The sequence below is a fragment of the Streptomyces brevispora genome, from assembly GCF_007829885.1.
GTDB lineage: Bacteria > Actinomycetota > Actinomycetes > Streptomycetales > Streptomycetaceae > Streptomyces > Streptomyces brevispora.
Window position 1 is genome coordinate 3181732 of sequence record NZ_VIWW01000001.1, and the last position, 14402, is coordinate 3196133.

Below are 14402 nucleotides of genomic sequence, written 5' to 3' on the forward strand. Positions count from 1 at the left end.
GAGATCCTGGGGGCCTCTCGCGTTGGCTGTACAGCAGCGAAGTACGGCAACCGCACCAATCCAGCAGATACTTGCGGCGGCTCAGCTGGCCATCCGCAAATCGGGATATCTGTACTTCGTCGGAGACTAGTACTCCAGCCGGACTTCTAAATTGTTGCCGGTCAACGGCTTGGAAGTGGGAGAGTTTCGCGAGACGCCCCTCTCAGGGCGTGCCACTGCCCTGCCGATTACCGCCCGTGCGATAGCTCAGCATCATCACGATGAGGCCGGTCAGCAGCAGCGCGCTGCCGCTCAGTGACCCCCACTGGCGGGTGCCGGGGGCGTTGGGCACCCAGAAGAAGACCTGTTGCGAGCACAGGGCGCAGGCAGCCAGCAACTGGCCCCAGCCGTAGAGGCGAGGATGGTGGACCGTTCGCCGGTTCGTGGGGAGTACCCAGCCACGCGTGATCGCCGCTATGCCGGAGGCGGCGATGAGAAACGCCAGCAGAACAACAGGTATGGCGACGTAGAGCTTCATGGCCCCTCCCTGCGCACCGGGCTCGCGCCGGACGCCATCGTGATCATGACACCCGGCGCGCTGCGCGTCCACGCGCTTCCCCGCAACCCTCATGATCGGCCGGACAGATCCTCTACCGGGCGAAGTCACGGCACCTGCCCGAGTCGGCTGGTAAGAGGCCGTTCACGTGCGGTGGGTGTGGGATTTGAACCCACGGTGACATCGCTGCCACGACGGTTTGCTACTTCGTGTCCACGCAGGGGCACTGCCCCCGTTGGCCCCGCGTGTCCCTGGGCAACCTCAATCCGCACTTCTGACAGTGGGATGTGCCCTTCCGTATGTCACGCGACGGAGGCGTATGGGCTTTACCTTTCGGACGCTCGACGGGATGGTCCGGCCCGGCCCAGCTCGAACGGGTCGGCCCCCTCCACAGCGGGCCGGAACTGAGGGCCTCTCGGGTTGTCCGTACCGCAGCGAAGTACGCGAAGTGCGGCGTCCATGCCCGCCGGTGCGGCCCACTCGATGCCGCCCGCGAGGTTCGCCCGGGTGTTCGGGGATCTCGGCGGTGCGGCATCGCGTGTGCCTGGTCCGGGGTGTGGGTCAGGCCTGTGCCTGGATGGCCGAGCTCTCCCGGGCCGGCTGGCGCACGATGCGGCGGCGCCGGGTCGGGATGCCGAGGGTCGGGTTGGCGACGCCCCAGACCGCGCCCTTGCAGACCAGCTCCTTGTAGACGGCGGCGAGCCGTCCGGTCAGGGCCGCGCGGACGGCGCGGTCGTCGGCGGTGACGTACTGGATCACGCCTTCCTTGCGGCCCAGTGAGATGCACTGGTTGAAGTAGCGGATCGGGGCGTTCGGGAGCTTGCCGCCGGTCAGGCGGGCCGCGATGGAGTCGGCGGCGTGCCACGCGCTGGGGGTGCCCGAGGCGCACGACATCCGCAGGGGCTTGTCGCCGGGGCCCATCGCCATGGCCGCGTCGCCGATGGCGTACACGTCGGGGTGCGAGACCGAGCGCATGGTTCCGTCGACGACGATCCGGCCCGTGCCGGTGACCTCCAGGGTGGTGGCCTTCGCGATCGGGTGGACCGCGAAGCCGGTGGTCCACACGGTGACCGCGACCGGGAGGGAGCGGCCGTCGGAGGTGGCGACACGGTCGGGCTCGACGGCGGTGACGGCGGTGTGTTCGTGCACGGTGATGCCGAGCTTGTCGAAGACCTGCCGCAGGTGGCGTTGGCCCTTGGGTGAGAGCCAGTCGCCGAGCCCGCCGCGGGCGGCGAGGGTGATGTCGAGGTCCGGGCGGGCCTCGGCGAGCTCCGTCGCGGCCTCCAGCCCGGTGAGGCCGCCGCCGACGACGACCACGGGCTGTCCCGCGTCCAGGCGGGCCAGGCGCTCGCGCAGCCGGAGTGCTCCGGGGCGGCCGGCGATCTCGTGGGCGTGCTCGGTGGTGCCGGGCACGCCCTGGTTGTTCCAGCTGCTCCCCAGGGCGTACACGAGGCTGTCGTACTCCAGTTCCAGCTCCTCGGCGCTGTTCGTGTCCATGACGGCGACCGTCTTGCGGTCGACGTCGACGCCGGTGACCTCCGCGAGCCTCAGTTCGACGCCGGTGCCCGCGAACATCTCGCTGAACGGCCGCGGCCTGAGGTCCTGGCCGGCTGCCAGCTGGTGCAGCCGGACCCGCTCGACGAAGTCGGGCTCGGCGTTGACGAGGGTGATGGCGACGTCTTCGCGGTGCAGTCGCTTGGCGAGGCGCCCGGCGGCGATGGCTCCGGTGTATCCGGCTCCGAGAACGATGATTCGGTGCTGCATGTCCCTGCTCCTGTCTCGTGTCTCGCGGGTTCGCCCCTTGAACCGGGCAGCCCGCCGTTTCCTGACAGGAGTGGGATGTGATGCACCTCACGTGGGGGGCGGTGGTGCTCAGAAGGCGGTGAACAGGGGGTCTCCGTGGTCGCCGGCGGCCGCCCAGTGCTGGGTCGCGCGTTCGAGCTTGTCGGGGTTGGCCTGATTGCGGATCGCGGCGATGCCCTCGGCGGTGATCTCCATGCACATGACGCCGATGACCCGGCCCTCGAAGACCGCCACGACGGCGGGGGCGCCGTTGGCGGTCGTGATGTGGATCTCGGGTGAGCCGCCGACCAGGGCGCGTTTGGCCTTGCCGGGTTTGAACAGGCCCCGCATGAACGTCGCGACCGCGAGAGCACCCTCGAACGCCTTGGCACGGGCCGGGACCTTCCCGCCGCCGTCGCCGATGGAGATGACGTCTTCGGTGAGCAGCCGCACGAGCGGCTCGGTCCGGCCGCTGGTGGCGGCCGCGAGGAACTCCTCGACGATCCGCCGGGCGGTGGCCTCGTCGACCTCGGTGCGGGTCCTGCCCTCCGCGACGTGCTTCCCGGCGCGGTGGTGGATCTGCTGGCAGGCGGCCTCGGTGATGTCGAGGATCTCGGCGATCTCGCGGTGCCGGTAGCCGAAGGCCTCCCGCAGCACGTACACCGCCCGCTCGTTGGGGGAGAGGCGCTCCATGAGGGCGAGGACCGCGTACGAGACCGATTCGCGCTGCTCGGCGGTGTCGGCGGGGCCGAGCATCGAGTCCCCGGCGAGCAGCGGCTCGGGAAGCCATTGGCCCACATAGGTTTCGCGCCGGGCGCGGGCCGAGGTGAGCTGGTTGAGGCACAGGTTGGTGAGGACCTTCGTCAGCCAGGCCTCGGGGACCTCGATACGGTCGACGTCGGCGGCCTGCCAGCGCAGGAACGTGTCCTGCACGGCGTCCTCGGCCTCGCTCGCGGAGCCGAGGAGGCGGTAGGCGATGGCCTCCATGCGGGGCCTGGAGGCCTCGAACCGCTCCACGTCGTTCACGGTCAGGGGCATGGCCCGGATCCTAGCTCCACGGCGCGAGGCCGCCGGGCGAAATCCTGGCGGCCCCGCGCACGTTGTCCGTACAGCAGGCGCATCCGTACGCAGTCACAGCAGCCGGGGAGTTCGTCCATGGAATGGCAGTGCACCGGGCTTCGGTGGCCCGAGGAGCGGGGCGGTCCCGTGCTCGGGTGGCGGAAGGGGCGCGAGGTTCGGGGGAGTGCGCTGGCTTACGGGACGGAGTTCGGGTTCCGGGCCGAGGGGGTGCGGGGCTGTTCCGGGGCTCGGGGGAATGTGTGTCCGGTGGGGGCCGTGGTGGCGGCGCGGAGCACGGGCGGGCGGTGTCCGGAGTGCGGGCGGCTGGACCGGGCGCACTCGGTGGCAGCCGACACGATTCCCGATGATCCGCGCACGTACCGCGTGTACCTGGCCTGGTTCGGGCCCGGGCTGGTGAAGGTGGGGATCACCGGCGAGGAGCGGGGTGCGGCCCGGCTGCGGGAGCAGGGGGCGGTGGTCTTCAGCTGGCTGGGGCGGGGGCCGTTGATGGCGGCGCGCCGGGCCGAGGAACTTCTGCGGGCCGCGCTCGGCGTGCCGGACCGGATTCCGTACGCGCGAAAGCGGGCGGTGCGGGCGGAGCTTCCGGGGGCGGCCGAGCGGGCCGGTGAGGTGGCGGAGCTGTACGGGCGGGCGGTGGCGCTCGACGGGGGCGGCTGGCCCGAGGCGCTGGAGCGGTTGCCGTTCGAGGCCGCCGACCATGCGGGGATCTTCGGGATCGGTGGGGGTGGTGAGCGCGCTGGGGGCGGTGGGCCGGTCGGGGTGGTGCGGGCGGTGACCGGGCTGGTGGGCGGGGGCGCGGTCGCGGGGCGGCTGGTCGCGGCGGCCGGGCCGGATCTGCATCTGGAGACCGGTGCGGACGGCGTCGTCGTGGTGGACACCCGGCTCATGACCGGATGGGCGCTCGCCGCGGCCGGCCCGGACGCCGGGGTGAGTGTGCCGACCGTCGCGGTCGGGGGTGGCGCGTCGCAGGACGGGCTGTTCTGAGATCGTCGGGCGAAGGGTGAAAAGACGAATAGGCGAATAGGCGAAAAGACGACTGCGGGATCGTGTGAAAAGGCGACCGCGGCGTGTGACGAACAGGAGAGGGTGCCGGATGAGTGATGACCTCGGTGGCCGCGACGACGTGGTGCGGTTCTGGGAGCGGCTCGGGCTGCCGGGACTCATCGACGTCCATACGCACTTCATGCCGGAACAGGTGCTGCGCAAGGTCTGGGCCTACTTCGACTCCGCCGGTCCGCTGACCGGCATGGAGTGGCCGATCGCCTACCGGCACGAGGAGGACGAACGGCTGGCGCTGCTGCGCTCGTTCGGCGTGCTCCGGTTCACCTCGATGCTCTACCCGCACAAGGCGGGCATGGCGGCCTGGCTGAACGGCTGGGCGGCCGGGTTCGCCGACCGGGTGCCCGACTGCCTGCACACCGCGACCTTCTTCCCGGAGGAGGGCGTGGAACGGTACGTGGCGGAGGCGGTCGGGGCCGGGGCGCGGGTCTTCAAGTCACACCTCCAGGTCGGGGCGTACGACCCGAACGATCCGTTGCTGGAACCCGTGTGGGGGCTGCTCGCCGAGGCGGGGGTCCCGGTCGTCATGCACTGCGGGTCCGGGCCCGCGCCAGGGAAGCACACCGGGCCGGAACCGGTCGGCAGGCTGCTCGCCCGGCATCCCCGGCTGCGGCTGATCGTGGCGCACATGGGGATGCCGGAGTACGCGGAGTTCCTGGCGCTCGCGGAGGCGTACCCGCAGGTGCGGCTCGACACGACGATGGCGTTCACGGACTTCATGGAGGACTTCACCCCGTTCCCGGTGGCGGATCGGGGGCGGCTCGCGGCGCTCGGGGACCGGATCCTGCTGGGGACGGACTTCCCCAACATCCCGTATCCGTACGCCCACCAACTGCGCGCCCTGGAGCGGATGGAGCTCGGGGACGACTGGCTGCGGGCGGTCTGCCACGACAACGCGAAGGCGTTGTTCGACTGCTGAGGCGCTGAGGCGCTGAGGCGCTGAGGCGCCGAGACGGCCCAGGGCGGCCCGGGGCGGTCCGGGGCGGTGAGGTCCCGGGCTCCCGTGTCTTTCTCAGGGAATACACAGAATCGGAAAAGAACTCTCTCAGGGGCGTCTCACAGGGTTGGGGCATGACGACGACGACCGCGCCCCAGGGGCGTACCGAACTGCTCAGGCCGGACCGCAGCCCCGTCCGGGTTCTGGTCGTGGACGACGAGGCCCCGCTGGCCGAGCTGCTCTCCATGGCGCTGCGTTACGAGGGCTGGGAGGTGCGCAGCGCCGGGGACGGTGCCGGTGCCGTCCGTACCGCCCGTGACTTCCGGCCCGACGCGGTGGTCCTCGATGTGATGCTGCCCGACATGGACGGGCTCGCCGTCCTGGGCAGACTGCGCCGGGAGCTCTCCGACGTACCCGTGCTGTTCCTGACCGCGCGGGACTCCGTCGAGGACCGGATCGCCGGGCTCACGGCGGGCGGCGACGACTACGTCACGAAGCCGTTCAGCCTGGAGGAGGTCGTGGCCCGGCTGCGCGGGCTGATCCGGCGGTCCGGTACGGCGGCGGTACGCAGCGAGTCGACGCTCGTCGTCGGCGACCTGATGCTGGACGAGGACAGCCACGAGGTGAGCCGGGGCGGTGCCCACATCCATCTCACCGCGACCGAGTTCGAACTGCTGCGCTTCCTGATGCGCAATCCGCGCCGGGTGCTGAGCAAGGCGCAGATCCTGGACCGCGTCTGGCACTACGACTTCGGCGGCCAGGCCAACGTCGTCGAGCTCTACATCTCGTATCTGCGCAAGAAGATCGACGTCGGCCGGACCCCGATGATCCACACCCGGCGCGGGGCGGGATATCTCATCAAGCCCGGTGAGTAGCGGTATGAAGCTGCTCGGGAAGGGGCCGTGGACGCTGCGGACCCGGCTCGTCGTCTCCGCGGTGACGCTGATCGCGGTCGTCGCGGCCGTGATCGGTTCGGTCACCGCCATCGCCTTCCGCAGCTACATGTACAGGAAGCTGGACGACCAGCTGCGCGACATCGCCGTCCGGGCCGAGCACCTGTCGGGTGCGCCCGTTCCCGGTGGGTTCAAGAACAAGGAGCCGCTCGGATTCATAGGCGGGGGAGGCCGGCCCATCAATACGTTCGGCGTCGTCCTCACGGACGGCGCCGTCACCGATTCGGTGGTCGTGAGAGACGGCGGGCCCGGCGCGCAGCCCAGCAACGTGCCGCTGACCGGCACGCAGCAGGACGCCCTGGAGGCGGCCGGGGTCCGCGCGGACCGGCACGCGTACGACGTCGAGCTGCCCGGACTCGGCGGCTACCGGGTGGAGGCCGTCCCCGTGAGCGACGGCGCGACCGTCCTCGTCGGGATTCCCACCGCCGAGGTGAGCAAGGCCCTCAGCACCCTGATCCTCGTCGAGGTCTGCGTGACCGGGGCCGGGCTCGTCGCCGCCGGGACCGCGGCCTCCCCCACGACAGGCAGCCGATCCCACATCAGGTCGCCCATCCCTCAGCAGGCTGCTGACGCCGCAGCGGGCACCTAACGCCGCAGCAACAGGTCCGCGACAACAGGGCGGTGGTCCGAGGCAAGCGTCTCGGCCACCGCCGCGTCGCGTGCCCGCACGGTGTCCGTCGACACCGCCACGTAGTCGATCCGCTGCACCGGGTTCAGCGCCGGGAAGGTGGGGCCGCCCGGTTCGATGTCCGTCAGGTTCTCCCACAGCGGGGCCAGCTCGGGAGCGGTCGGCGCCGCGTTGAAGTCGCCGAGCAGGATCTGCCGCACCGGCCGCCGCTCCGACTTCTGGTCCTCGGCCATGATCCGGCGGGTGTCGGCCACCTGGGCGATCCGTACGGAGGGGTCGCCGCGGTAGTCGAGGTGTGTCGCGTACACGTGCACGGGCAGCCCCTTCACCCGGAGCACCACCTCGCCGAAGCCGGGCGCGGGCGCCGGTGTCGGGTTCGGGTCCTGGGTGGAGAGCCGGGTGATGTCGTGGTTCTCGGCGCTCACGATCTTGTACCGGGACAGCACCGCGACCCCGAACTCGCGCCGCGGCGCACCCGGCGTCGTCGGATCGAGGCTGTAGATCGGGGCGAACGACACCCGCATGCCGAGCCGGCCGGCCAACTCACCCGCCAGGTCCCGCCACTGGCTGCGGGTGTCCCAGTGGACGTCGACCTCCTGGAGCCCGATCACGTCCGCGTCCAGCGAGCGAAGCTCGGCCACCTGCCGGTCGAGATCGAAGACGTTGTCCATGCCGGCGCCCGCGTGGATGTTGTACGTGGCGACACGCAGGGGCACCAGTCGTTCCTGACCGTGCCCCGCGGCCGTCGCGGGAGGCACGAGCGTCGTCCCCAACAGGCCTGCGGCAAGCAGAACTTCCACCGTACGGCGACGCAGTGACATACCACTCCAGCCCTTGTCGGATCAGCGATCGGCACCGTATCGCGGGTAAGTCGGTTGTACGCCGGTCCGGAGCGCCTTTACGGTGTACAGCAACTTCCCTGTACACCGTATAGGGCCATGAGCGAACGTCCGGGAGTCCGTATGACGGCGACAGCCGCCGAGCAGAACCACCTCTCGCCGACGAGCCATCCCCAGCGCTGGCTGATCCTCGGTGTCATCTGCCTCGCACAGCTCACCGTGCTGCTCGACAACACCGTCCTCAACGTCGCGATCCCCTCCCTCACCCGGGAGTTGGACGCCTCCACCGCCGATGTGCAGTGGATGATCAACGCCTACTCGCTCGTCCAGTCGGGTCTGCTGCTGACCGCCGGCAGCTCGGCCGACCGCTACGGCCGCAAGAAGATGCTGATCACGGGGCTCGCGCTGTTCGGCATCGGCTCGCTGGTGGCCGGGCTCGCCCAGTCGTCCGCGCAGCTGATCGCCGCGCGGGCCGGCATGGGCATCGGCGGTGCGCTGCTGATGACCACGACGCTGGCTGTCGTCGTCCAGATCTTCGACGACACCGAGCGGGTGAAGGCGATCGGCGTCTGGTCGACCGTCAGCTCCCTCGGCTTCGCCGTCGGCCCGCTGATCGGCGGGGTCATGCTCGACCACTTCTGGTGGGGCGCGATCTTCCTGATCAACATCCCGGTCGCCGTGATCGGACTGGTGGCCGTGGCACGGCTGGTACCGGAGTCCAGGAGTTCGACCGGGGAGCGCCCCGACCTGCTCGGCGCGCTGCTGTCCACCATCGGCATGGCCGCGGTCGTGTACGCGATCATCTCCGGTCCGGGGCACGGCTGGGCGTCCGGGCAGGTGATGCTGACCGCCTTCATCGGGGTCGCCGTCCTGACCGGCTTCGTGCGGTGGGAGCTGCACATCCCGTATCCGATGCTGGACATGCACTTCTTCCGCAACCAGCGGTTCATCGGTGCGGTGGCGGGCGCGATCCTGGTCGCGTTCGGGATGGGCGGCTCGCTCTTCCTGCTCACCCAGCAGCTCCAGTTCGTGCTCGGTCACGGTCCGCTGGAGGCGGGTCTGCGGACGGCCCCGCTCGCCGTGAGCGTCATCGTCCTCAACCTCACCGGGCTGGGGGCACGGCTGGTGCCCAAGCTCGGCACGCCCGTCACCATCGCCGCCGGGATGGGGCTGCTGGCCGCCGGTCTGGCCGCGATCGCGCTGCTCGGCCGGGACGGCTACGGCGGCATGCTGCTCGGCCTCGTCGTGATGGGCGCGGGCATCGCGCTCGCCATGCCCGCCATGGCCAACGCGATCATGAGCGCGATCCCGCCCGAGAAGGCGGGCGTCGGCGCCGGGGTCAACGGGACCCTCGCCGAATGCGGCAACGGCCTCGGGGTCGCGGTGCTCGGCGCCGTGCTGAACTCCCGGTTCGCCGCTCTCGTTCCGACGGCCGTCGGAGCCGCCTCGCTGCCCGCCGCACTGGCCGCCGCGAGCGGCGAGGGGGAGCGCCGGCGCATCACGGACGCCTTCGCCTCGGGGCTGGAGACGAGCCAGTTGGCCGGGGCGGCGGCGGTGCTGGCGGGCGGGCTGCTGGCCGCGGTGCTGCTGCGCCGTGCGGAGCGAGGAGAATCGGCTCGGGCTGATCCGGCCGCGGCAGCGGCATAGCATCGGGTGGGACGTACCGGACCGTACGACTCCGTTTTTTGGCATGGAGCACATACCCGGTACGTCCCGCCGGCGAGACAAGGGAGTGCGCCATGGTGTCCGCGGCCGATCGCGTGAACAACCCTGCCAGGACCAGTGTGTGGCTCGACGGCAGGTCACCGACGCGCAGCCGGAAACCGGACCAGCCGGCCGGGCTGGACCGGGAGAGGATCACCGCAGCGTCGGTCCGGCTGCTGGACGCCGAGGGCCTCGCCAAGTACTCCATGCGCCGCCTCGCCGCCGAGCTGAACGTCACGGCGATGTCCCTCTACTGGTACGTCGACACCAAGGACGACCTGCTGGAGCTGGCCCTGGACTCGGTGTTCGCCGAGATCGCGCCCCCGCGCACGGACGCCGACTGGCGCGAACGGCTGCGCGAACTGGCCACCAGCTACCGGAACATGCTGGTCCGGCACACCTGGGCGTCGGCGCTGGCCGGGAACTTCCTGAACATCGGCCCGCACTCGATGCTCTTCTCGTACGCCATGCAGGACGTCGTCCGGGCCACCGGACTGCCGCTGCGGCACCAGACGGGCGCGATGTCGGCGGTCTTCCAGTTCGTGTACGGATTCGGCACCATCGAGGGCCATGTCGTGCAGCGTTCCGCGGAGGCGGGGCTCAGCCAGGACGAGTTCTACCAGCAGGCGCTGGGCACGATCAGTGCCCAGCCGCAGCTGACGGAACTGATGGCGGCCTCGCAGGGCCTGATGGAGGCGCGTGGCGGGGACACCGTCGAGGAGATGCGCGAACGGGACTTCACCTTCGCCCTCGACCTGCTGATCGCGGGCATCGAGGCGATGCGCGGCCGCGGGTAGCCCCGGCCGGGCTGCCCGCGCCCGCCGTCACCGCCCGGCCGACCGGGGGTGCCCGGCCGACAGGGGCTGCCCGGTCGGCCGGCGAGCCCCCGCCCGTCACCGGGTCAGCCGTCGGACGCCAAGCGGGCCGGGAAGCCGCCCGTCGCGACCGGGCTCCACCGCTCGGGAGTGATCCTGATGATCGACTTCCCCTGCTTCACCATCGCCGCCCGGTACTCGTCCCAGTCCGGGTGCTCACCCGAGATGTTGCGGAAGTACTCGACGAGCGGCTCGACCGATTCCGGTGAGTCGATCACCTCGGCCGAGCCGTCGATCTGCACCCACGGCCCGTTCCACTCGTCGGACAGGACGATCACGCTCACCCGTTCGTCCCGCTTGGCGTTGCGGGTCTTGGCCCGTTCGGGGTACGTCGAGACGACGATCCGTCCCGCGTCGTCGACGCCGCAGGTGAGCGGGGAGCCCTGGGGGCGGCCGTCGGACCGGGTGGTCAGCAGGATCGCCCGGTGCCTGGGCCGTACGAAGGCCAGCAATTCGTCGAGTTCCACGTTGGTGTTGGTCGCGATGTCGGATGCCATGGAACAGACCCTACGGCCGCGGACGGCTACGCGGCCGGAAGGAAACAGACCTTCCGGCCGTGGACGGCTACGCGGCCGGAAGGGACTCGCCCTGCACGGCCTGGATGTCGAGCTCCACCCGCAGCGTCGTGCCGATCGCCGAGATGCCCGCCTGGACCACCTGGTTGTAGTTCATGGCGAAGTCGTCGCGGCGCAGCTCGGCCGTCGCCCGGAACGCCGTGCGCACCCCGCCCCACGGGTCGGGGCCGGTGCCGAGGTAGCTCAGGTCCAGGTCGATGGGGCGCTCCACCCCATGCATCAGCAGCTGGCCGTGCACGGTCCACCGGTCGGGGCCGGCCGGGGTCAGTCCGCTGGAGCGGTACGTGATCTCCGGGAACCGGTCCGCGTCGAGGAAGTCCGGGGAGCGCAGGTGCTTGTCCCGCATGCCGTTGCCGGTGTCGATGCTGGCCGCGCTGATGACCGCGTCCACCCGGGACCGCTGCACGTCCTCGGTGATCTCGATCCGGCCGCCGAACTCGGTGAACCGGCCGCGCACGCTGGAGATCCCCAGGTGCTGGGCGACCGCGCCCACCGAGCAGTGCGCCGGGTCCAGCGACCAGGCGCCGGGCGGCGGCAGCTCCACTCCGCCCTGGCGGGCCAGCACCACCGTGCCGGCCTCGATCCGGCCGCTCGCCGTGACGAGGGCGGTCGAGGCGACGGGGGCGTATCCGACCGCCGTCACGATCACGGTGTACGCGCCCGCGGACAGCGGGGTGTCGGACCACACGGCCCCGTCCTCGTCGGTGGCGGTCCGCAGCACCTGCGTACCGGTCATGTCGGTGACCGTCACGACCGCGTGCTGGACGGCCCAGCCGTCCCGCGTCCGTACCTGTGCGCGAAGTCCCATCCCGTTTTCTCTCCTTGCTCAATGACCCGTCCGCTCACGGAACAGGTCACTCAATGAGTCGGGCCCCGGGGCGGGGACGGCAGGCCGTCCCCTGCCTGCCGTCCCCGCCGCCGGGGCCCATTTCCACCGGCGGGGACAGCCTCTCCGCTAGAAGTGCTGTCCCGCCAGGGGTCTTGACTACTCGCCGGGGTGAACGAGTTCGATGTCGTGGCCGTCGACCCCGCGACCGGCGACGGTCAGGGTGCCTGCCACCGGCGGGTAACCGGTCGCGACGACCGAGTACTCGCCCGCGTCCAGGTCGGTGAAGGCGTACGCCCCGTCCTCCCCGGTCGTCGAGCTGGCGATCACGTTGCCCGCCGCGTCGATCAGCGTGACACGGGCGTCCGGCAGCGGCCGCAGGCCGGTACCGGCCCGTACGACGCCCTGCACCAGCGCACCGGCCCGCAGCGCGGCGTCGACCCGGGTGACACCCTGGCCGCCGACCTCCACGGGCAGCGCCATCGGGCGGAACCCGACCGCGTTCACCGCGACGGTCACCGCACCGGGGACCAGCTCACCGAAGGTGAAGTCGCCCGTCTCGCCGGACTTGCCGGTGGCGAGCACGTCGCCGCGCACATCGGTCACGATGACCATGGCGTCCGCGACCGGCGTGCCGTCCTCGTCGGCCAGCACGGTTCCGGCCAGCCCGCTCGTACCGGAGAGCAGGATGTCGTACGTGAGCGCCTCCTCGGCGACGACCACGGTGGACGCCTGCGGCTGGAAACCGTCGGCGGACGCGATCAGCACGTACGAACCGGCGCCAGGGGCGCCCAGGCCGTAGCTGCCGTCCGCCTGCGAGACCGAGATGCCCAGCTGCCGGCCGTCCAGCGAGATCAGGGTGACGGCGGCCTGCTCGACGGGTGCGCCCTCGGCGCCGCGCACCACACCGTGTACCGCGGTGCCCTGCACGGTCGCCACCGGAGCGGCCTGAAGGGTCGGGACGGCGGTGACGCCGGCCGTTCCCTCGGCGACCAGTGCGGCGGTACCGGACGGGACCTCGGCGAGCACCGCCGCGTCCACCGGTGCGTCGACCGGTGCCGCAGCCTCGGACGCGGCCGGGGAGTCGCTCGCGGCAGTCGTCCGCAGCGCGACCTCCTTGATGAAGATCGTGATCAGGAAGGCGAGCAGTGCGGCCGGAGCCGCGTACAGGAAGACGTCGCCGACGCCGTGCCCGTAGGCGCTCTCCACGACCGTACGGATCGGGGCGGGCAGCTTGTCCAGATCGGGGATGCCCCCGCCGCCGGCGCCCATGGACCCGCCCTGGGGACCGAGGTCCGCCAGGCCGTCCTTGACGTAGTGGGTGACGCGGTTCGCCATGACGGCGCCCAGTGCCGAGACACCGATGGCCCCACCGAGCGAACGGAAGAAGGTCACGACGGAACTGGCCGAACCGAGGTCCGAGGGGTCGACCTGGTTCTGGGTGGCGAGCACCAGGTTCTGCATCATCATGCCGACGCCGAGACCCATCACGAACATGTAGACACCGATGTGCCAGTACGTCGTGTCGTAGCGGATCGTGCCGAGCATGCCGAGACCGGCCGTGACCAGGAAACCACCGCTGACCAGCCAGGCCTTCCAACGGCCCGTCTTGGTGATGATCTGGCCCGAGACGGTCGAGGAGATGAACAGACCCGTGATCATCGGGATCGTCATCACACCGGACATCGTCGGCGACTTGCCGCGCGCCAGCTGGAAGTACTGGCTGAAGAAGACGGTACCGGCGAACATCGCGATACCGACGAACAGCGAGGCGAGCGAGGCGAGCGTGATGGTGCGGTTACGGAACAGCCGCAGCGGGATGATCGGCTCGCTGGCACGGGACTCGGTGATGACGAAGAGCACGGCGAGGAGCACGGAGCCGGCCAGCATCACGCCGGTCTGCCAGGACATCCAGTCGTACTTGTCGCCCGCGAAGGTCACCCAGAGGAGCAGCAGCGAGACCGCGGCGCTGATGAAGAAGGCGCCGGTCCAGTCGACCTTGACCTTGCGCTTGACCACCGGGAGCTTCAGGGTCTTCTGCAGCACGATGAGGGCGATGACCGCGAACGGCACACCCACGTAGAAGCACCAGCGCCAGCCCATCCAGCTGGTGTCGGTGATGACACCGCCGAGCAGCGGACCGCCGACGGTGGCGACGGCGAAGACCGCGCCGATGTAGCCGCTGTAGCGACCGCGCTCGCGCGGGGCGATCATCGCGGCCATCACGATCTGGGCGAGGGCGGAGAGACCGCCGACGCCGATGCCCTGCACCACACGGCAGGCGATCAGCATGCCGCTGCTGGTCGCCATACCGGCGACGACCGAGCCCGCGACGTAGATGACGAGTGCTATCTGGACCAGCAGCTTCTTGCTGAACAGGTCGGAGAGCTTGCCCCACAGGGGGGTGGTCGCCGTCATCGCCAGCAGCGAGGACGTGACGACCCAGGTGTAGGCGCTCTGACCGCCGCCGAGGTCGGAGATGATCTCCGGCAGGGCGTTGGAGACGACAGTGGACGACAGGATCGCGACGAACATGCCGAGCATCAGCCCAGCGAGTGCTTCCATGATCTGCCGGTGTGTCATCGGCGTGCCGTCGGAGGAATCGCTCC

At 70.7% G+C, this 14402-nt stretch carries 12 protein-coding genes and 1 pseudogene; 6 read left to right on the plus strand and 7 right to left on the minus strand.

The annotated features are described in order from the left end of the window. Window positions 1–202: 202 nt before the first annotated feature. The 3 genes from FHX80_RS14685 to FHX80_RS14695 all read right to left on the minus strand — a co-directional run bounded on the left by FHX80_RS14685 (window position 203) and on the right by FHX80_RS14695 (window position 3355). On the minus strand, window positions 203–517 hold the full coding sequence (locus tag FHX80_RS14685; protein ID WP_145764609.1) for a hypothetical protein: 315 nt from the start codon (window positions 515–517) through the stop codon (window positions 203–205). Window positions 518–1096: 579 nt separating this feature from the next. Next, window positions 1097–2299, minus strand: a complete 1203-nt coding sequence (locus FHX80_RS14690; RefSeq protein ID WP_145764610.1) for an NAD(P)/FAD-dependent oxidoreductase — start codon at window positions 2297–2299, stop codon at window positions 1097–1099. 108 nt (window positions 2300–2407) lie between these two features. Then, entirely contained in the window at window positions 2408–3355 is a 948-nt protein-coding gene (locus FHX80_RS14695) for an RNA polymerase sigma-70 factor (RefSeq protein WP_145764611.1), read from the minus strand. A 117-nt stretch (window positions 3356–3472) separates the two neighbouring features. Between FHX80_RS14695 and FHX80_RS14700 the strand changes: the two genes are divergently transcribed. From FHX80_RS14700 to FHX80_RS14715, 4 genes and pseudogenes are all read left to right on the plus strand, one after another. After that, complete coding sequence (locus tag FHX80_RS14700; protein WP_145764612.1) at window positions 3473–4381, plus strand: DUF2797 domain-containing protein; 909 nt, start codon at window positions 3473–3475, stop codon at window positions 4379–4381. Window positions 4382–4490: 109 nt separating this feature from the next. Next, on the plus strand, window positions 4491–5375 hold the full coding sequence (locus FHX80_RS14705; RefSeq protein ID WP_145764613.1) for an amidohydrolase family protein: 885 nt from the start codon (window positions 4491–4493) through the stop codon (window positions 5373–5375). 152 nt (window positions 5376–5527) lie between these two features. Next, on the plus strand, window positions 5528–6268 hold the full coding sequence (locus tag FHX80_RS14710; protein WP_145764614.1) for a response regulator transcription factor: 741 nt from the start codon (window positions 5528–5530) through the stop codon (window positions 6266–6268). Window positions 6269–6272: 4 nt separating this feature from the next. Further along, window positions 6273–6872 (plus strand): annotated as a pseudogene (locus FHX80_RS14715) (two-component sensor histidine kinase); the annotation flags it as partial. Between the two features lie 59 nt (window positions 6873–6931). Here FHX80_RS14715 and FHX80_RS14720 read toward each other — a convergent pair. Further along, window positions 6932–7795, minus strand: coding sequence for an endonuclease/exonuclease/phosphatase family protein (locus tag FHX80_RS14720; RefSeq protein ID WP_145764615.1), 864 nt, complete (start codon window positions 7793–7795; stop codon window positions 6932–6934). 141 nt (window positions 7796–7936) lie between these two features. Between FHX80_RS14720 and FHX80_RS14725 the strand changes: the two genes are divergently transcribed. Next, window positions 7937–9460, plus strand: coding sequence for an MFS transporter (locus FHX80_RS14725; RefSeq protein WP_145764616.1), 1524 nt, complete (start codon window positions 7937–7939; stop codon window positions 9458–9460). Window positions 9461–9552: 92 nt separating this feature from the next. Beyond that, window positions 9553–10314 carry a TetR/AcrR family transcriptional regulator gene (locus FHX80_RS14730; protein ID WP_145764617.1) on the plus strand — a complete coding sequence of 254 codons (762 nt, stop codon included), beginning with the start codon at window positions 9553–9555 and terminating at the stop codon, window positions 10312–10314. 104 nt (window positions 10315–10418) lie between these two features. Here the strand turns inward: FHX80_RS14730 and FHX80_RS14735 are convergent, their stop codons facing one another. From FHX80_RS14735 to FHX80_RS14745, 3 genes are all read right to left on the minus strand, one after another. Further along, window positions 10419–10889 (minus strand): PPOX class F420-dependent oxidoreductase, encoded by a 471-nt coding sequence (locus FHX80_RS14735; protein ID WP_145764618.1) that lies wholly within the window; start codon window positions 10887–10889, stop codon window positions 10419–10421. A gap of 67 nt (window positions 10890–10956) precedes the next feature. Further along, the gene (locus FHX80_RS14740; protein WP_145764619.1) at window positions 10957–11775 is read right to left on the minus strand and encodes a YceI family protein; all 819 of its coding nucleotides are present in this window, start codon (window positions 11773–11775) and stop codon (window positions 10957–10959) included. Between the two features lie 177 nt (window positions 11776–11952). Continuing rightward, window positions 11953–14376, minus strand: a complete 2424-nt coding sequence (locus FHX80_RS14745) for an MFS transporter (protein ID WP_483025192.1) — start codon at window positions 14374–14376, stop codon at window positions 11953–11955. Between the last annotated feature and the right edge of the window lie 26 nt (window positions 14377–14402).